This window comes from Laedolimicola ammoniilytica (genome assembly GCF_025567165.1).
GTDB classification, from domain to species: domain Bacteria; phylum Bacillota; class Clostridia; order Lachnospirales; family Lachnospiraceae; genus Laedolimicola; species Laedolimicola ammoniilytica.
Genome location: NZ_JAOQKC010000009.1, coordinates 79,911 through 99,090 on the forward strand (window position 1 = coordinate 79,911; position 19,180 = coordinate 99,090).

Here is a 19,180-nt window from a genome sequence, read left to right on the forward strand (position 1 = left end):
GAAAAGCAAATGGAAAAGACAATGGACAAAATTGTATCTCTGGCAAAGGCAAGAGGCTTTGTATATCCGGGTTCTGAGATTTACGGCGGCCTGGCGAACACCTGGGATTACGGTAATCTGGGCGTGGAGCTGAAGAACAATGTGAAGCGCGCGTGGTGGCAGAAGTTCGTACAGGAGAATCCGTACAACGTAGGCGTGGACTGCGCTATCCTGATGAACCCGCAGACCTGGGTAGCCTCCGGACATCTGGGTGGCTTCTCCGATCCGCTGATGGACTGCAAGAGCTGTAAGGAGCGTTTCCGCGCTGATAAGCTCATCGAGGATTACATGGCTGATAATGGCATCGAGATCGAGGGCTCCGTGGACGCTTGGTCCCCGGAGGAGATGAAGGCTTATGTGGACGAGCACAATATCTGCTGCCCCTCCTGCGGAAAGCATGATTTCACCGATATCCGTCAGTTCAACCTGATGTTCAAGACCTTCCAGGGCGTAACCGAGGACGCGAAGAATACCGTATATCTCCGTCCGGAGACTGCGCAGGGTATCTTCGTAAACTTTAAGAATGTACAGAGAACCTCCAGAAAGAAGATTCCGTTCGGTATCGGTCAGATCGGTAAGTCCTTCCGTAACGAGATTACGCCGGGTAACTTCACCTTCCGTACCAGAGAGTTTGAGCAGATGGAGCTGGAATTCTTCTGCAAGCCGGGAACCGACCTGGAGTGGTTCGCTTACTGGAAGCAGTACTGCATCGACTGGCTGAAGTCCCTCGGCATGAAGGACGACGAGATGCGCGCCCGCGACCATTCTCCGGAGGAGCTGTGCTTCTACAGCAAGGCGACTACGGATCTTGAGTTCCTGTTCCCGTTTGGCTGGGGCGAGCTGTGGGGTATTGCGGACAGAACCGATTATGACCTGACCCAGCATCAGAATGTGTCCGGACAGGATATGTCTTACTTTGACGATGAGTCCAAGGAGAAATACATCCCCTACGTTATCGAGCCGTCTCTGGGCGCAGACCGTGTGGTTCTGGCGTTCCTGTGCGCTGCTTATGACGAGGAGGAGCTGGAGGGCGGCGACGTGCGTACCGTGCTTCATTTCCATCCGGCGCTGGCACCGGTGAAGATCGGCGTGCTGCCCCTGTCCAAGAAGCTGAACGAGGGCGCGGAGAAGATCTTCGCACAGCTTAGCAAGAAGTATAACTGCGAGTTTGATGACAGAGGTAATATCGGTAAGAGATACCGTCGTCAGGACGAGATCGGTACCCCGTTCTGCGTGACCTACGATTTCGAGTCCGAGACAGATGGCGCAGTGACCATCCGTGACCGTGACACCATGGAGCAGGTACGTGTGAAGATCGACGAGCTGGATGCGTACTTTGCTGATAAATTCACATTCTAATTTCATATAGGACGAAACAGGAAAAATGCACCCTTGACTAACGTCAGCCAGAGGTGCATTTTTCCTGCTTCTGATTCTTACAGTGAGGTCAGACTCACGGTTCCTTTTTCTGATAAGAACAATCCGCCGAATCCAAATATGTGGATTCCTGTGAGATAGTTAAAAAATAAACAAAAACAGTTCCGCAATTCGGGTAAAGTTTATGATAAATCCACGAAATAAGCTTGACAAATATTACGAGTGTGTTACACTATACATGTGCGCAGGGTTTGGTCGTTGACCACAGATCCCGCGCTATTTTTATGCATTGGGAGAGAACGCATAGATAGCCGGGATTAAACATAATTAACAGGAGGAAAACAGGGCAATGGCAAAATGGGTTTATTTATTCAAAGAAGGTAATGCGCAGATGCGTAATCTTCTGGGTGGAAAGGGAGCAAATCTGGCAGAGATGACAGGCCTGGGACTCCCCGTACCGCAGGGCTTCACAATCACGACAGAAGCCTGCACCCAGTACTACGAGGACGGACAGGAAATCAACGATGAGATCATGGGACAGATCAACGAGTATATCGGCAAGATGGAAGAGATCACCGGCAAGAAGTTCGGTGACGCGGAGAATCCGCTGCTGGTGTCCGTTCGTTCCGGCGCTCGTGCATCCATGCCGGGTATGATGGACACCATTCTGAACCTGGGTCTGAACGAGACCGTAGTAAACGCAATCGCAGAGAAATCCGGCAATCCCCGCTGGGCATGGGACTGCTATCGGAGATTTATTCAGATGTACTCTGACGTTGTAATGGAAGTAGGAAAGAAGTACTTCGAAGAACTGATTGACGCTATGAAGGAGAAGAAGGGCGTTAAGCAGGACGTAGAGCTGACAGCAGAAGACCTGAAGGAGCTGGCAAACCAGTTCAAGGCAGAATATAAAGAGAAGATCGGCGCAGACTTCCCGGATGATCCGAAGGAGCAGCTGATGGGAGCAATCAAGGCTGTATTCCGTTCCTGGGACAACCCCCGTGCGAACGTATACCGTCGTGACAACGATATCCCCTATTCCTGGGGAACGGCAGTCAACGTACAGTCCATGGCATTCGGTAACATGGGCGACGACTGCGGTACCGGCGTAGCCTTCACCCGTGACCCGGCTACCGGTGAGAAGGGACTGTTCGGTGAGTTCCTGACCAATGCACAGGGCGAGGACGTAGTAGCAGGCGTTCGTACTCCGATGCACATCTCTGAGATGGGCGAGAAGTTCCCGGAGGCATTTGAGGAGTTCAATAAGGTTTGCAAGATCCTGGAGGATCATTACAGAGATATGCAGGATATGGAGTTTACCGTAGAGCACGGCAAGCTGTACATGCTGCAGACACGTAACGGTAAGAGAACCGCACAGGCAGCTCTGAAAATTGCCTGCGACCTGGTAGACGAGGGTATGCGTACAGAGGAAGAGGCTGTAGCTATGATCGACCCGCGTAACCTGGATACTCTGCTTCATCCGCAGTTCGACGCTGCAGCGCTGAAGGCAGCTACACCGGCCGGCAAGGGTCTGGGAGCTTCTCCGGGAGCAGCATGCGGACGCATCGTATTTACCGCAGAGGATGCTGAAAAATGGGATGAGAGAGGCGAGAAGGTTGTTCTGGTTCGTCTGGAGACCTCTCCGGAGGATATCACAGGAATGAAGGTCGCACAGGGTATCCTGACCGTTCGTGGCGGTATGACCTCCCATGCAGCAGTTGTTGCCCGTGGAATGGGAACCTGCTGTGTATCCGGCTGTGGCGATATCGCTATGGACGAGGCGAATAAGAAGTTTACACTGGCTGGTAAGGAGTACCATGAGGGAGACTGGATTTCCATCGACGGTACTACAGGTAATATCTACGATGGACAGATCCCGACCGCGGACGCAAAGATCGCAGGCGAGTTCGGCCGCGTTATGGCATGGGCTGACAAGTTCAGAACCCTGAAGGTTCGTACTAATGCGGATACACCGGCGGATGCGAAGAAAGCACGCGAGCTGGGCGCTGAGGGTATCGGTCTGTGCCGTACCGAGCATATGTTCTTCGAGGAAGACAGAATCGCTGCATTCCGTGAGATGATTTGCTCCGATACCGCAGAAGAGAGAGAAGCAGCACTGGAGAAGATCCTGCCCTATCAGCAGGGAGACTTCGAGAAGCTGTACGAGGCTCTGGAGGGCTGCCCGGTTACCATCCGTTTCCTGGATCCGCCCCTTCATGAGTTTGTTCCGACTGAGGAAGCTGACATCGAGAAGCTGGCAGAGGCACAGGGCAAGTCTGTAGAGACTATTAAGAACATCATTGCATCCCTGCATGAGTTCAACCCGATGATGGGCCACAGAGGCTGCCGTCTGGCTGTTACCTATCCGGAGATCGCGAAGATGCAGACCAGAGCTGTCATCCGCGCGGCTATCAATGTAAAGAAGGCACACGCTGACTGGAATGTAAAACCGGAAATCATGATTCCGCTGGTATGTGAGGAGAAAGAGCTGAGGTTTGTAAAGAAGGTAGTAGTAGAGACTGCAGACGCTGAGATCGCGGCAGCAGGCATCGACCTGAAGTATGAGGTAGGTACCATGATCGAGATCCCGAGAGCAGCCTTGACCGCAGACGCTATCGCGAAGGATGCGGACTTCTTCTGCTTCGGTACCAACGACCTGACTCAGATGACCTACGGCTTCTCCCGTGACGACGCAGGCAAGTTCCTGAACGCGTACTACGACAAAAAGATCCTGGAGAACGACCCGTTCGCGAAGCTGGATCAGACAGGCGTAGGCAAGCTCATGGAGCTGGCTATCAAGCTTGGCAAGCCGGTAAATCCGAACCTGCATGTAGGTATCTGCGGCGAGCATGGCGGAGATCCGTCTTCCGTAGAGTTCTGCCATAAGATTGGCCTGGACTATGTATCCTGCTCCCCGTTCCGTGTACCGATTGCAAGACTGGCAGCAGCACAGGCAGCGATCGCAAATAAGTAGGAGTTCTCTTTCCTTTGAATTGCCGCTTAGTTTCGAGCAGGCAGCAGCCTATCGAAAGGCTAACGGACAGTATGTAAGGAAAAATTAGTGGAGAGATACCACTGTAAGGGTATTCATAGACCTTGATTAACAGTTAAATACGATAAGCGTATCATTAGAAATAGTGGTACGCTTATTTTTTACCCCAGAGAAGCATCGGAAATATCGCATATTTCTATTATAGTAAACTGCCCACTTGTTTATTTTTAAGTGGGCAGTTTACTATTGATTTTCTATATGGAAATTGCATACAATATAGTAAAGTACCCAACCAATAAAAAAATTGAGGCAATTAAATAGAGGTGGACAAATGCTTCGTGAAAATGATATTAAAAATGTGAGAAAGCTGTTCAATCGGCATCACTATGTAATGACTACTGCCGAGCTTCTTGAAGCTAAGCTATACTATGCAGACATTAAACAACTTTTAGATGAGGGTTTTATTGAAAGAATAAGACGAGGTTATTATCACTGGATTGAAAACTGCGAAGCCAAAGAAATAGTTATCATTAATAGATTGTTTCCCGATGCTGTTCTTTGTATGGAAACTGCTCTATTCTATTATGAATACAGCGATAGAAACCCCGCTGAGTGGAATTTTGCCATAGACAGGAATGCTTCAAAATTACGAACCAATATAGAGTATCCATTCATTAAAGTATATCGCCTTGAGTCCGATTTGGTTACGATTGGTGAAACAACAGGTGAGATTGATTTTACAAAAGTGCGAATTTATGACCGTGACCGAACAATTTGCGATGTCCTGAAAAATATGAGTAAAATGGATAAAGAAATTTTCAATAAAGCAATACAAGGGTATGTTAATGACCCGAAAAAGAATATACCAAACCTTATGATGTATGCCAAAAAACTGCGTGTGCAGAAAAAGGTTAAAGAATTGATTGGAGTGTGGTTGTAATGGCAGATATTGCAGCTTCCGTTCTGGCAAAGCTGAGAAATAAAGCAAAAGCTTCCGGTATCAGCTATCAGCAATGCTTGCAGCTTTTTGTGCAGGAAGAATTTTTGAGAAAGCTATCAAAATCTGGGTGTGAGGATACGCTAATACTCAAAGGTGGATTGTTCATTATTACGGAAATCCAGACTTTTCTTGAGCCTGTGTTTGATGCGATAGTGAATGAGAAAGAGTGGCAAAACATATGGGACACTAAAGTAAAGGGATGGAGGTGAGGATAGCGGAAAAGATACATTAACCCAGCAGGAGCAGGCGAAGGAAAGCGCTTCTTCGGAGGCGCTTTTCGTGTTATAAAGTCCCCGTAAGGGGCTGGTAGTATCGGGTCCTGGGTAATTCCATTGCCCTGCCATGCGCGGAGTATGTGATGGCGGGGATTTGTGAGGCCGAAAAATGACTTGCTATTGTGCGGACATTTGCGTATAATAAGGGTAGAAGAAAATGCAGCATAAGAAAGGAGACATTCTATATGGCAGCAAAATCAGCGAATTTATATGCGAGAATAGAACCGGATGTGAAAGAGCAGGCGGAAAGCATTTTATCTACCCTTGGAATTCCGGCTTCTAATGCAATCAATATGTTTTATAAACAGATTATCTTACAGAGAGGACTTCCGTTTGAAGTAAAAATTCCATCTGCAAGACCAGCTGATATCAGCACATTATCGGAAGCAGAGTTCCATGAAGAATTGGAAAAGGGATATGCAGATGTGCAGGCGGGACGCACCAAAAATGTAAAAGAGGTATTTGATGCGATACGTAAGGATTATGGCTTATGATATAGGAAAACAGTTGAGATTCTGCGTGTGATGTATGGCGGACGCAACATTGATAAGCAAATAAATCTTTACACAAAGCAATAAAAACCAGTAAAGAGTGCATGGAAAGAAAAATCTTTTCAGGCACTCTTTTTTTTGACATTTTCAGTACGAATTCGTATTATTTAATAGGAAAAAATATCTTAGATTATTTCAATCCAGGAAAGCAGTCCCGTTTTCCCCTTGAAATACCGGTCATCCGCTCGCTCCCTGACGAGATTCTTGACGGCTTGACGCTTCTGAAACCAGGCCGGAATTCCCAGGCGGATTCTTAGAAACGATGTCCGTAAACGACACCGCTTCAATTTGCTCCTGCTTGAATTTACGCGACAGATGTACATACCGATCTACCGTAATTCTAATGGAAGAATGGCCCAACATCTCGCTAAGTGCCGGAATATTAATATTGGATTCTACACAGCGGGTCGCGAAGGTATGGCGGAGTGCATGAAAGTGAATATCCCGGATTCCGGTATCTTTTAGAATCCGTTTAAATCGGTTTGCAATCGTGCGCGGTTCCACCGGTTTTTCTGTTCCGGACAGTAGATAAGTTGACGGTGGATAAATTCGGCTAAGATTCTGAAGCTGTTGGAAAATAGCAGGATGCATAGGGATTTCTCGTTCCCGTTTATTCTTCGGCAAGCCAAGCTGCAGACGGGTCATCGGTTGTTTCGGGGCTGCGTGCGGAACCTGAATTCTCTGTAGGGTATGGCGAATATGGAGAATCTGCTGTTCTACACAGATATCTTCCCAGCGAAGCGCACACAACTCACCAATTCGTATGCCGCTATGGAGTGTTAGTAGTATTCCGACGGCGGATAAATCTGAACGTACACAAAGCGCCTCTGTCAATCTGGCAGCCTCCTGTTCTGAAAGCGTAACCAATCTGGTATTCTTCGGGTTCTCGGTCGGAGTTTTACAGAGAATCGGAACACATTTCAGGCTGTGCTTCAGACAGCCGATAATGACCGTATTTATAGTTCTGAGTGAACTGCCGGACAGAGTTTCTTCCAGATGGAAAATAAGTGCATCATAACATTCCTGCGTAATACCTGCCGCAGCTACAGCTTCCCACTCCGGTAAAATATATTTTTTCAGACAATTCACATATTTATTATAAGTGGCTGGTTTCCATTTCTTCTGAAAAGCTTCCAGCCATTCCTTTGAGGCTTCGGAAAAAGAGAGACTGCTCATGGGCGTGATTTTAATCGAAGCAGACAGGGCGCTTTCGTAGTTGGTTTTTGCCCGCGCTACTTCCCGGTAAGTGGAGGCATATAGATATTTATACCGGGATTTTCCACCCGGTTTACGTGCAAGCAGCACACGTGCCTCCCAACGGCCGTCTTTACGTTTATAGATATTTGGTCCGGTTCGCATAAAGTATTCCTCCTAATATAATAGTTGCCTATTTTTCTGACGGCGGAAAAACAAGCAAATTAGCACTTTTGTATGTCTTTACCAGAAAAACCAACCAAAAGCCAAGGTAAAACTAACAAAAATGCCGAAAAAGATTGACAAAATTGTGAACAACAGGTAATATAACCACTGTAGAGTTTTCCTGGATTGAAATAATCTAAGAAAGCTACACGGCTATATTTATATATTTTTATTATGGCCGATAAAAACCAAATAATACAGTCATTCAGCAAATGAGCGGAGACGCAGTGACAAAAGCGGCTCCCGGAATACGGTTAGAATCCGTGACAGTTAATCCCTGCTGTGTGGAGATACGAAAGCCGCAAGAACCATTGGGAAACCGAGAAGGGCGGCCGGTAGGCTGGAAGCTCCGAGTCAGAATACGGCATTTGCGAGAAATACCTTGATTTCCAAAAGGCATATTGGAGATTTTTTTTGGTGGGATGGAAAGAAAAAGATAAAATAGAATATGGTGTCCTGTCTTTGTTCAAAAGGGTAATGTCCCGAACATTTATACGGTACTGTAATAGTCAGCAGGGAAAGACAGGGATACAGGGTAGGGCTATGAAATATAAAAGTGGCCATGTTCGTATAAAACAACTATCAGGTAACAGAGAAAAAAATCCAGAACGGGTTTTGTTTCTGTTACCTTTTTTGATCCCCCAAAATGTACCCAAAATAACAACGGGAGGAAATGAGAATGAAGCTGAACTTACATAGAAATAAAAGGCACTTTGTCCGTACCATGAGTCTCTGGCTCCTTGTACTGGCCCTGGCGCTTCCGGTTACCGGCTGCGGTTCATCCAGCTCCGGCCTGGGTGGCAGCTCCCAGACCCTGGACATCGACTACGTTGGCGGCGACGGCGAAGTCACTGAGGAAGAGGTGGCTGCCAAGAAAGAAAGCCCTATGGACTGGCTGAAGCAGAAGCTGAGCGGTGATAAGAAAAAAGCGGGCGTCAACGGCCGGGAGGATATCTCCCAGTATACGGACAATACCACCGTGCAGGATTTATACGGCGTAACCTCTGACAGCGCAGACGTAAAAAGCGAAAAGGCAAGCCATGAGGAAAGCACCAGTGAGGCAGCGGATAATTCCGGACAGTCCACCGTGGAGATTCCGAAGAAGGACAACACAAGTGGAAATGTAGATATCCCGCTCCCGGATCGTAACGATAACAGCGGAAAAAACAACAGTAATTCCGGAAAGGAACAGAATACCACAAAGAAAAACACCGTGACATTTACGATCCGCTGTGATACTGCCGTAGCAAACGGTATGGCGAAAGATCCTAAATGGGCTGGCATCGTCCCGGCCAGCGGCTGTATCCTTCCGGTTATCACCATGGAGTTTGAGGAGGGCGAGACAGTCTTTGACCTGCTCTGCCGCATTCGCGACACCTACAAGCTCCAGATGGAATACAGCGGAGCCAACGGCGGGCAGTATATCGAGGGGATCAATAATCTCTATGAATTTGATGGAGGACGCTGGTCGGGCTGGATGTACTGTGTGAACAGCTGGTATCCCAACTATGGCTGCGGTCAGTACACCGTATCCGCGGGCGATGTTATTGAGTGGAATTACACCTGCGACCTGGGCTGTGACCTTCCAAACGGCGATCCTTACGGTTATGGAAAAGAATGGAAAGAAAATCACGACTGATAGAGATAAAAGGAACCTCATATGCGATACTTTGAAAACCTGCATCCCATCTGCATATTGATCTATTTCGTGGCAGTCATCGGCCTGACCCTGGTCTGCTTCCACCCGGTGATGATGGTCGTATCGCTGATGGGAGCCTTTAGCTTTCTCCTGTGTCTGAAAGGCGGGAAAGGAGCCGGGCAGCAGTTTCGTTTTGTAATCCCCATGTTCCTGCTGGTGGCCGTGGCGAACCCGCTGATCAACCACCGCGGCGTGACCCTGCTCGGGATGTTCCTGAACCAGTGGATTACCCTGGAGGCCATCGCTTACGGTATCACGGCGGGCCTGTCCCTAGCGGCATTGATTCTCTGGTTTGGTTGCTACAGTGAGGTCATGACCAGTGAGAAGTTCTTATATCTCTTTGGGAAAATAGCGCCGTCCAGCGCGCTTTTGATCAGCATGGCCCTGCAGCTTGTCCCGAAGCTGAACCGTCAGCTTACCGAGATCAAAGAGAGTCAGGAAATGCTTCGCCCGGCGAAAAAGAACTTTGCCGGCAAGCTGGGCACAGCCATCCGGCATACCTCGACCCTGGTGGGCTGGAGCCTGGAGGGGGCTGTGGAGCAGACGGATTCCATGAAAGCGAGAGGGTATGGCCTGAAGCGTCGTACGACCTTTCATTTATTCCATTTTGATTCCAGGGATTTCCGGTTCCTGTGCGGTGTGCTGATGCTTTCCGGCGTCTGCGTGATAGCCAGGGCTTTTGGCCACGGACATATGGAATTTTACCCGCGTATGGATGCGGTGATAACAGGAGAAAGCGGTATCGTCCTCTATTTTCTGTTCGGCGTACTGGCTTTCCTGCCAGCCATCTTAGAAGGAAAGGAGGCCCTTGTATGGCGCTCTTACGGTTTGAAAAAGTAAGCTTTGCGTACCCTGACGCGGCAAGACGGGCCTTAGATGAAGTCTCTTTTTCCATGGAGGAGGGGGAATACCTGGTCGTCTGCGGTGAGTCCGGCTGTGGTAAGACAACGCTTTTACGGCAGGCTAAGCCGGAACTGACCCCGGCAGGGGCTCGGGGCGGTACCGTCTACTATCGGGAACAGCCCCTGAGCGAAGTCCCGGAGCTGACCTCGGCCATGGAGATTGGCTATGTACAGCAGAACCCGGACAACCAGATTGTCACAGATTACGTCTGGCACGAGTTGGCCTTCGGGCTGGAAAACATGGCGCTTCCGACCCATATGATTCAGCGGAAGGTTAGTGAGATGGCCAGCTTCTTCGGGATGGAGGAATGGTTCCGGAAGAAAACCTCGGAGCTCTCCGGCGGCCAGAAGCAGATGTTAAACCTGGCGTCGATTATGGCCATGAACCCGAAGCTTTTAATTCTGGACGAGCCCACCTCCATGCTGGATCCGCTGGCAGCCAGGAACCTGTTGGATACCGTAGCCCGGATCAACCGGGAGCTGGGGGTAGCGGTGCTTCTCTGCGAGCACCGGCTGGAAGACGTCTTTCAGAGGGCAGACCGGGTGCTGTTGATGAAGCAGGGGGGAATTCTGGCTGATGACACGCCGGAAAACCTGACCTTTGCCCTGCAGAGGGATCCGGCAGCCTCCCGTATCTATCTGGGACTGCCCGGGGCAGCAAGGATCTTCGGAGAGCTGCAAAAAGAAGGCATCTGTCCCAAGGGAAAAAAGCTGCCCCTAAGCATCCGGGACGCCAGGCGCATCCTGCGGGAGTTAGAGCTTCCTTTTGAAAATGTGGAAGCAGAGAATGGCATGCTCTTACCCGGCAGCGGAGTGGAAAAGGGAACCTACATAGAAAGAATGCAGAGTACATCCACAGGCGCTACAGGTGGCGCGAAAGTTTCTCACCGGGAAAAAAAGGAAGCCCCTGCCCTGGAGGCAAGCGAACTCTGGTTCCGGTACGAGGAAAAGGGAAAGGACGTCTTAAGGGGCTTAAGCTTATTCCTGGAGCGGGGCGAATTTCTGGCCCTGCTCGGCGGCAACGGCGCGGGTAAAAGTACTCTGCTCCGTATCCTATGCGGCTTAAGGAAGCCCTTACGGGGAAAGGTGAAAAAGGATAAATCCTTACGGCTGGCCATGCTTCCCCAGAGCCCCCAGGCCCTCTTTACCTATGATAGTGTCTGGGAAGACCTTCTGGACGCGGCAAGGCAGGGAGGTCAGGGAGACGCTACTGACCGCGCCAAAGCCATGGCGGCAAAGCTGGAACTGACGGACAAGCTCACCTCCCACCCCTTTGACTTGAGCGGTGGGGAACTGCAGCGGGCCGCCATCGGGAAACTACTGCTCCAGGATGCAGACATCCTGCTCCTGGACGAACCAACAAAGGGCCTGGACGCTTACTTGAAGCAGGAGCTGGCGGCTATCCTGAAAAAGCTGACAGCCGAAGGCATCACGATGTTGATGGTTACCCACGACCTGGAATTTGCGGCTTCCTACGCCGACCGCTGCGCTTTACTTTTTGACGGGCGCATTACCAGCGAAGAAGAGCCCCACGCCTTCTTCACCGGCAACCGCTTCTACACGACTACAGCGGGTCTCATTGCCGAGGGATACATTCCCGGAGCAATCACATGCGGGGAGGTGATCGCCGGATGCGAAGCAGCATACAGCAGAAAGACCTAGAACCAGCGGAGCAGAAGGCAGAGAAACGCCGCATTCGGGACATCTTCGTAAGCCCCGGCACCCGCAAGGCTGCCCTGGTGATTACGGTAGTACTCCCGGCACTCCTGATGGCCTACGCCTGGTTCATGAACCACCGCCCGCCCTTACATATCAAGTCAGAATGGACGCTTCAGGACACCCTGATTCAGAATTCCGATCTGTTTCTGTCCTTTGTGTTTCTGATTGTTTCGGCTCTGCCGTTCTACCTGGTCTTCGACCGAAAGAAGGTAAAAGCCAGGGAGCTGACGCCCATTGCCCTGATGGCCGCCCTGTGCGTGGTAGGCCGGGCCGCCTTTTCCCTGATTCCGTTGCCGAATTTCAAGCCGGTCAGCGCAATCATTATCATTACGGCCCTGGCTTTTGGTCCGGAGGCAGGTTACCTAACCGGAGCCCTGGCGGCCATCTTAAGTAACTTCCTGTTCGGGCAGGGACCCTGGACGCCCTGGCAGATGTTTTGCTGGGGGCTCTTAGGATTTCTGGCAGGCGTCCTTCGGAAGCTTGGCGTCTTCGGCCCGGTGGGAGAGACGGAGGCCAATGCAAAAGGGAGGCGGCCAAGGTCCATCGCATTGTGCGTCTACGGCTTCTTAAGCGGCTTCCTCTACGGCTGGATCATGAATCTGTACTACATCATTGGCTGGGTACGGCCATTCAGCTGGAAGGCAGCCGGGGCCGCCTACGTCTCGAGCTTCTTCTTTGACCTGAGCCACGGCGTCTGCACGGCGCTGGTGCTGTGGCTTGTGGGCGAGCCCTGGGTCAGGAAGCTTTTGAGAATCAAGAAAAAATTTGGGCTGACCGGAGAGGTAAGGCGTTACACGCTGCCGCCTTCCACGAAAGCCCCGGAGGGAGAGACCCTATGAGTGTAATCAAAACCAACAACCTGCAGAAGCATTACCAGGTAGGCGAGAACAGCGTCCACGCCGTGGATGGCGTGGATCTGAATGTCCGGGAGGGCGAGTTTGTCTGCATCAGCGGCCGGAGCGGTTCCGGCAAGTCCACACTTTTAAGCCTGCTGGCAGGCCTGGAAAGCCCTACGGATGGCGAAGTAGTACTTCTGGGCGAACATCTGGAACAGATGAACGAGCGGGAACGGGGACGTTTCCGCCGGGAGCACATTGGCTTTATCTTCCAGGCCTATAACCTGCTCCCCCAGTTTAATTCCTGGGAAAATGTGGCCATCCCCTTGGAGATCCGGGGCGTGCCATTGGAAGAGCGGAAGAAAAAAGCCATGGAAGCCCTGGAAATGGTAGACCTCGCCGACCACGCGGAGCACCGGCCCACGGAGCTGTCCGGCGGTCAGCAGCAGCGTATCAGCATCGCAAGGGCGATTATCACCAGGCCAGGCATCGTCTTCGCCGACGAGCCCACAGGAAATCTGGACAGTCGGACCGGTACGGAGGTTATGGAGCTTCTGACCGATCTGTTCCGGCGCTGGGGAGCCACCTTCCTGGTGGTCAGCCATGACGAGGATATGATCCGTTACACCGACCGGGAAATCCGGTTAAAGGACGGAAAAATAGAAAAGATTTTGATTTCATAAAGAAACTGTAATGAAAAATATCTTACGGGAGGAAAAGTAGAGAATGAAAGCACCAGTCATAAGACGTCTGCTTCCCCTGGCCCTGGCTTTGTGCCTGGCCTGCGGAAGCAGCATGAGCACCTTCGCAGCAGAGACGAAGAACGCTGGAAGTGCCCAGACCGAGGAACAAAAAGACGCGGCGGGCGAGGTGGCCACCCAGGAAGAGGATAATGCTTCCAAGCCCGCCGCTCAGGATACCACCGGCGGTACAGAAGGCGGCGGCACCTCCGGTGGCACCACCACCGAGAAGCCCAATACCGATATCAAGGTGACCCCCAGTAATGCCAACGCCCTGCTCCTGATGGATGCCGGAGCCCAGTCACCCAAGGCTGTACCGGGTCAGACCGTACAGGTAGTCCTGACCTTGGCCGTGAACCGAGAGTACCTCCCCAGTGAGAAATATGTGCTCCGCAACATTACCATCCAGCCGGATATTCCGAAGGACAGCACCAAGGACACCTGGCCCTTCGATGTCAAAGAGGCAAGCCGCGTCCGTCACCTAGACGACATGAGCTACAACAGCACCGCCGAAGTCTGGTACGACTTTTCCGTGTCCCAATTCGCAAAGAAAGGCGTCTACCCCATTAACTTTAAGGTCAACGCCACTGTCTGGAGACAGGACAGCGTGAACGGCTCCGACATTACCGAGGACGTGCAATTCACCCTGAACGTATTCATGACTGTCACCGACAACGGCGATATGTCCGGCGTCACCAGCGCCATCGGGCCCCTGAACGTGGCAGGCCGTGAGAATACCGCCATCGCATCCCCCACCGGGAGCCCGGGAGAGACCATCGTTATGAGCATGCCCATCGTCAACAAGGGCGGCAACCTGGATAATGTCACCGTATCTCCGGTGGTCACCGGCGATCTGGAGACCTTCCCCTTTGTGGCGGAGGATATCAACTATGGCCGTGAGCTGGGACATATGTCCAACGGCGACCGCCAGCAGGTAGACTGGATCTTCAAGATCTCACCCTACGCCACCACCGGAAACAAGGTTGTGACCTTCCGTGCCACCTATGAGGAGAACGGCGTCTATGGCGAGTGTACCTTCACCGGCTATGTCTATATTACTAACGGCTACACTCCGAATACCGCGGCATCCCTGATGGTAGACAGCTACGCCCTCTACATGGACGACAACGAAGTGGCAAATCTGACCGCAGGCAACGACGCGGTTCTGAAGGTCACACTGAAAAATAACGCGGCGAAGAACGCCATTTACAAGACCGTAGCGACCTTAAAGCTCTCTGACAGCAACAGCCTGATCCTGACTGCGGGCTATGCGGACGCAGCCTATGTCCGCAGCATCCCGGCAGGCCAGACTGCGGAGATCGAATACCATATCTCCGCCCGGGCCTCCGCAGCAGTGGGTCCCAGCGCGGCGACCATCACCCTGACCTACGAGACCAGTGAAAACGAGGGAGCCGTAGCCGGAAACGCCACCTCCACCATCCAGATTCCGATTAAGCAGGAGATGGATCTTCAGATTGATACTCCGGTGGTTTATGGAACCCCGGTACAGGACGAGCCTGTAGCGGTATCCCTGAACATCGTGAACCTGGGCCGCTCCCGCGCCTACAATGTGCGTATCGTGGGCATGGACGGCGTGTCCATGCAGGACGCCTACTTCGGCGGTGATATCCTGGCGGCAGGCACCCTGAACGCCGATTTCCAGGTGATTCCGAACAAATCCGGCAATTACACCGGAACTCTGGTAGTCCAGTATGAGGACGCTGACGGCGAGCAGTTCACTGAGAGCGTACCCCTGGCCCTGGACGCGGCGGAGGCGGACGCAGTTTCCACCGAAACCCTGAGCACCGATACCCAGACGAAGCACAAGAGCGGCGTCCATTGGTGGATCTGGCTCCTGATTCTTCTGCTGATCGTACTGGCAGCACTGCTCCTGTGGTACTTCCTGGTATATAAGAAGAAGCAGAATGGGGACAGAGAAGAAGGCGAAGAAGAGGAAATCTATGATGAAGAGACAAGAAACGCGGCAAGGGATGAGGATCTCTGATCTCCTGCGGACCGGCTGCATCAATCTCTGGCGGCGCAGAACCCGTACCGTCCTGACAGCAGTATCCATGACCATCGGCGTGGCCAGTATCGTGATGCTGATTTCCATCGGTATCGGCTATGAACAGCTTCATCAGGAGACTGTGGAGAGTATGGGAAGCCTGACCAAGATCGATGTGACCCCGGTGCAGAAGGTGGATGACAAGCAGAAGACAGCCATCCTGAACGATAAGGCCGTGACCAGCCTGAAAAATCTGGAGGGCGTGGAGGCCGTGACCCCGGTGGAGCAGCTGACCGGTTACTTAAAGAGCGGCAGCTATATCGGTATGATTAAGCTGTACGGCATCGACCTGAGTACCGCCGAAAGTTTTCAGATCACACCGACGGAAGGGAGAGCGCCCACGGAAGGCCTGCGGCTCCATCCGGAGCTCATGGTCACAGACGATCTGGGAGCGTCCTTCGGCGACCCGAACAACAACTGGGCCGACGCAGTGGACGCGGACGGCAATCCCCTGGTGGATGTGCTGAATTCCCCCATCAAGCTGACCTTCGATTACGACCAGTTGAACGGCAACCAGAAGGGCGACAGCGAGGGACGGGCCACCACCACGGGCACCTTCTATAACCTGGATATCGTAGGCGTCTGCGAGAGCCAGAATTACACCTATTCCACCTCCGGCTTCCTGGATATCACCAGACTTCAGGAGTGGAAGAAGATCCAGGAGGATCAGGCGGCGCAGAAGAACAAGAGCAGCAGCGCCGGATCTGCAGGAAGCAGCACAGCCACAGACAGCAGTAGCGGAAGCACAACGGCCTCCGGCACGGCAGCCAGCGGCACAGGCGCCCAGAGCGGCACGGCAGCCATCGGCAATGCGGCTGCGAACGGCAGTACCGGAGCCAACACGAATACCACGAATCCCACTGGCAGCACAGGAACCCAGAGCGGAACCGCAGCAGCCCAGGGCGGTACGTCGTCCGGCGGTAACAGCAAAGACACGGAGCGGGCAGCCGTGGGAAGCAGCACAGGAAGCTCCACCAGTACCCGGGGAGGCAGCACCAATCCGGCCCTGGCGAACGCCTACGATCTGGTCTGGGTTAAGGCGGAAAAGGTCAGCGATGTTCAGCGGATCTCGAACCTGATCAAGCAGGCGGGCTTCGACACCTACTCCCAGAACGATATGCTGGAGACCGTGAAGAAGCAGTCCAGACAGCTCCAGGGCGTCCTGGGTGCGCTGGGCCTGGTATCCCTGCTGATTTCCGGCATCGGTGTGGCCAATACCATGATGATGTCCATCAATGAACGGACCCGGGAGGTGGGTATCCTGAAGGTTCTGGGAACGGAATTCTCCGACATCGCCCGGATGTTTCTGACGGAGGCCTTTCTGGTGGGCCTCATGGGCGGACTGGCGGGCCTGCTGGTGAGCTTCCTGCTGAAGCAGCTGATCCCGCGGGTGCTGGCCAGCCTGGCAGGCATGGAGATCCGCTGTGCCTTCACCTGGTGGCTGATCCTGGGCAGCGTCCTGTTCGCAGGCGTGGTAGCCCTGATCGCGGCCTGGATCCCGGCGCACAAGGCCATGAACATCAGCCCCAACGAGGCGATTCGAAGCGAGTAAGAGGGCAGAATTATGGGAAATAAAACAACGAAAAAAAAGAAACATACACAGCCCGGCCAGACTGACCGTAGGATCCGGGGAGCAATCCTCGTTCTGGTCATCCTGATCCTCTGCGTGGCTGCTTATGGAATCAGTACCCTGCTTCCGAAGGGAGCCGGGAAGAAAAAAGAAGCCGAGGCGAAACCGGAGATTACCTCCGTCATCATCGGCGACACCGAGGGAACCATTGAGAAAGTCGAGGAGGACGGAGAGGAACGCTACGAGATCTGCGCCACTCTGCCCATAGACTTCCCCTTCGAGAAGACCACTTTGAATCTGGAGCTCTCCGACGGCGCGAAGGTATCCGACGCCAGCAACTGCATCCTGACCGACCTGGGTGGTCGGTGGGTAGTCAACCTGACCGTGGAGGACGCCTGCGTGGTGATAGAGGCCGGGGAGCAGAGCAGGACTTATTACTTTCGGCTGGATGTGGAGTAGATAAGTGTATTAAATACTTTGGGTTCTATGAAAGTATTTTATATAAATTCAAAAAGGAAGGAGGGGGTGATGCCATTGCACTAAGTAAATGGTATATGAAGTAACTATTAATCAGGAATTTCATAGTAAGTAACAGAAATTCCACACAATTACGAAAGGAGCTTTGAAATGAACAAAGCCAGAAAAAACATCAGTAAATGGTTAGGCATGATGTTAGCAGTAGCGATGGTATTCTCGCTTAATCTGACAAGTATGACCGCAAAAGCGGCAACAAGTATTCCACAGCCAAAGGCACAGACAGAAGTAACAGCACCGGCAGGTGTAGCAGTTACTATTGGAGGTCAGGAAGCCAAGTTTTATCAAGATACATATAAAGAAACTTATGATGATGGCGGCTTGACATTTATTCGAACAGAGTTTGCGAATAAAACAGAATTAGATGATTTAAGTTCTGTAGAGGTGAAGATCACAGGAGCTGCTGTCGCTACAAAAGACACAGATGTAAAGTTCACAAATAACAGTGGTGTATATTCTGCGAATTTAGATTTGAGGAATAAAGCATATACAATCACTATTGGAACCGGTGAAAATGCTAAAGATTATATTTTAGCGGCCAATATAAAGGCAGGTACCAGTGTACCGACAAATGATGGATATGTAGTTTCTGCGAAGATCAATAAAATTGATGCTGCTATTACCAGATTTGTAAATGATGATCCCTGTGCAGGAAATCCGTATTATACACAGGATAAAGATAACCTGATCGATTGGATTTCTATTACGAATTATATTCAGAAAGATAATGTAGAGAAGCCAACTGATACGAAAGCAACGCCACTCACATACACATTAAAAAATGGAACAACCGGTACTGCAACTGTAGATTTATCCAAGGGTACAGCGAAAGTAACGATTGGAAAGTATGTTTATACAGTAAAAGCAAGCTTTGTAGCTTCTGATGTATTCGTAGCTTCCCCAAGTACTTTCTGGATCGATTTCCAGGAATTGAGAAATAGTAAGGATGCAGATGAAACAGCCCTTGCGCAGGCACAGGAAATTGAGGATGCAGTAAGTATGTATTACGAGGATGAAGATACACAGAAGGAGTTCCCGGTTGGAACGACTAATATGAAGGTTCTTCAAACTATTTTACAGTGGTGTGTAGACAATGGGTTAATTAGTACAGACACAACTTTGGGAGAGAGCACAACTTATGTAGCAGAGATCAATGGCCTGGGTGAGTTCTCTGTGGGCTCTCTGAGCGGATGGATGTATACCGATAATCCGGATTCCAGTATTAAGCCGGAAAAATGGTACACAGCTCCGATAGGTGCTGCAAGCTATCAGCTGGCAGCGGACAGTAAGATTGCATGGTTTTATGCAGTAGATTATACAACACATCCCTGGTAAAACCTACGCGAAAGGAGTATAGGCGAATATGAAAAAGCTTTGGAAAAAGGGAATCGTACTCCTTTTAGCTGTCAGTCTTTTCCTGGGGAATTCAATCACTTCTCTGGCATTGTGGAATGGTGTTTCT

At 51.3% G+C, this 19,180-nt stretch carries 14 protein-coding genes, 1 pseudogene and 1 riboswitch; of the genes and pseudogenes, 14 read left to right on the forward strand and 1 reads right to left on the reverse strand.

What is annotated here, in order from left to right; all coding sequences use genetic code 11:
- Positions 1-9: 9 nt before the first annotated feature.
- The 5 genes and pseudogenes from OCV63_RS08300 (at position 10) to OCV63_RS08320 (ending at position 6,177) form a co-directional block, all read left to right on the forward strand.
- A complete protein-coding gene (locus OCV63_RS08300; RefSeq protein WP_158363378.1) occupies positions 10-1,398 on the forward strand; it encodes a glycine--tRNA ligase in 1,389 nt (462 codons plus the stop codon).
- A gap of 367 nt (positions 1,399-1,765) precedes the next feature.
- Complete coding sequence (gene ppdK / locus OCV63_RS08305) at positions 1,766-4,390, forward strand: pyruvate, phosphate dikinase (RefSeq protein WP_158363379.1); 2,625 nt, start codon at positions 1,766-1,768, stop codon at positions 4,388-4,390.
- A 349-nt stretch (positions 4,391-4,739) separates the two neighbouring features.
- Positions 4,740-5,348 (forward strand): type IV toxin-antitoxin system AbiEi family antitoxin domain-containing protein, encoded by a 609-nt coding sequence (locus OCV63_RS08310; RefSeq protein WP_158363380.1) that lies wholly within the window; start codon positions 4,740-4,742, stop codon positions 5,346-5,348.
- Positions 5,348-5,521: pseudogene (locus tag OCV63_RS17625) on the forward strand (nucleotidyl transferase AbiEii/AbiGii toxin family protein); the annotation flags it as partial. The gene OCV63_RS08310 and the pseudogene OCV63_RS17625, both read left to right, overlap by 1 nt.
- A gap of 347 nt (positions 5,522-5,868) precedes the next feature.
- A complete protein-coding gene (locus tag OCV63_RS08320; protein ID WP_158363381.1) occupies positions 5,869-6,177 on the forward strand; it encodes a type II toxin-antitoxin system RelB/DinJ family antitoxin in 309 nt (102 codons plus the stop codon).
- A gap of 234 nt (positions 6,178-6,411) precedes the next feature.
- On the opposite strand, the gene OCV63_RS08325 is transcribed toward OCV63_RS08320, so the two are convergent.
- Positions 6,412-7,593: a tyrosine-type recombinase/integrase gene (locus OCV63_RS08325; protein ID WP_158363382.1), complete on the reverse strand. Its 1,182-nt coding sequence runs from the start codon at positions 7,591-7,593 to the stop codon at positions 6,412-6,414.
- A 255-nt stretch (positions 7,594-7,848) separates the two neighbouring features.
- A riboswitch (cobalamin riboswitch) is annotated at positions 7,849-8,037 on the forward strand.
- Positions 8,038-8,332: 295 nt separating this feature from the next.
- Between OCV63_RS08325 and OCV63_RS08330 the strand changes: the two genes are divergently transcribed.
- From OCV63_RS08330 to OCV63_RS08370, 9 genes are all read left to right on the forward strand, one after another.
- On the forward strand, positions 8,333-9,292 hold the full coding sequence (locus OCV63_RS08330; RefSeq protein WP_262670724.1) for a DUF4430 domain-containing protein: 960 nt from the start codon (positions 8,333-8,335) through the stop codon (positions 9,290-9,292).
- A gap of 21 nt (positions 9,293-9,313) precedes the next feature.
- Positions 9,314-10,192, forward strand: a complete 879-nt coding sequence (locus OCV63_RS08335) for an energy-coupling factor transporter transmembrane component T (protein ID WP_158363383.1) — start codon at positions 9,314-9,316, stop codon at positions 10,190-10,192.
- Positions 10,165-11,916 (forward strand): ABC transporter ATP-binding protein, encoded by a 1,752-nt coding sequence (locus OCV63_RS08340; protein ID WP_158363384.1) that lies wholly within the window; start codon positions 10,165-10,167, stop codon positions 11,914-11,916. Before OCV63_RS08335 ends, OCV63_RS08340 begins: the two co-directional genes overlap by 28 nt.
- Positions 11,886-12,812 (forward strand): ECF transporter S component, encoded by a 927-nt coding sequence (locus OCV63_RS08345; protein WP_262670726.1) that lies wholly within the window; start codon positions 11,886-11,888, stop codon positions 12,810-12,812. Before OCV63_RS08340 ends, OCV63_RS08345 begins: the two co-directional genes overlap by 31 nt.
- Positions 12,809-13,492: an ABC transporter ATP-binding protein gene (locus OCV63_RS08350; RefSeq protein WP_158363385.1), complete on the forward strand. Its 684-nt coding sequence runs from the start codon at positions 12,809-12,811 to the stop codon at positions 13,490-13,492. The genes OCV63_RS08345 and OCV63_RS08350 overlap by 4 nt, the downstream gene beginning before the upstream one ends.
- Positions 13,493-13,535: 43 nt before the next feature.
- Positions 13,536-15,554: a COG1361 S-layer family protein gene (locus OCV63_RS08355; protein WP_158363386.1), complete on the forward strand. Its 2,019-nt coding sequence runs from the start codon at positions 13,536-13,538 to the stop codon at positions 15,552-15,554.
- Positions 15,511-17,166 (forward strand): ABC transporter permease, encoded by a 1,656-nt coding sequence (locus OCV63_RS08360; RefSeq protein WP_262670727.1) that lies wholly within the window; start codon positions 15,511-15,513, stop codon positions 17,164-17,166. The genes OCV63_RS08355 and OCV63_RS08360 overlap by 44 nt, the downstream gene beginning before the upstream one ends.
- 12 nt (positions 17,167-17,178) lie before the next feature.
- On the forward strand, positions 17,179-17,643 hold the full coding sequence (locus OCV63_RS08365) for a hypothetical protein (protein ID WP_158363388.1): 465 nt from the start codon (positions 17,179-17,181) through the stop codon (positions 17,641-17,643).
- 168 nt (positions 17,644-17,811) lie between these two features.
- On the forward strand, positions 17,812-19,053 hold the full coding sequence (locus OCV63_RS08370) for a DUF4430 domain-containing protein (RefSeq protein ID WP_158363389.1): 1,242 nt from the start codon (positions 17,812-17,814) through the stop codon (positions 19,051-19,053).
- The last annotated feature ends 127 nt before the right edge of the window (positions 19,054-19,180 follow it).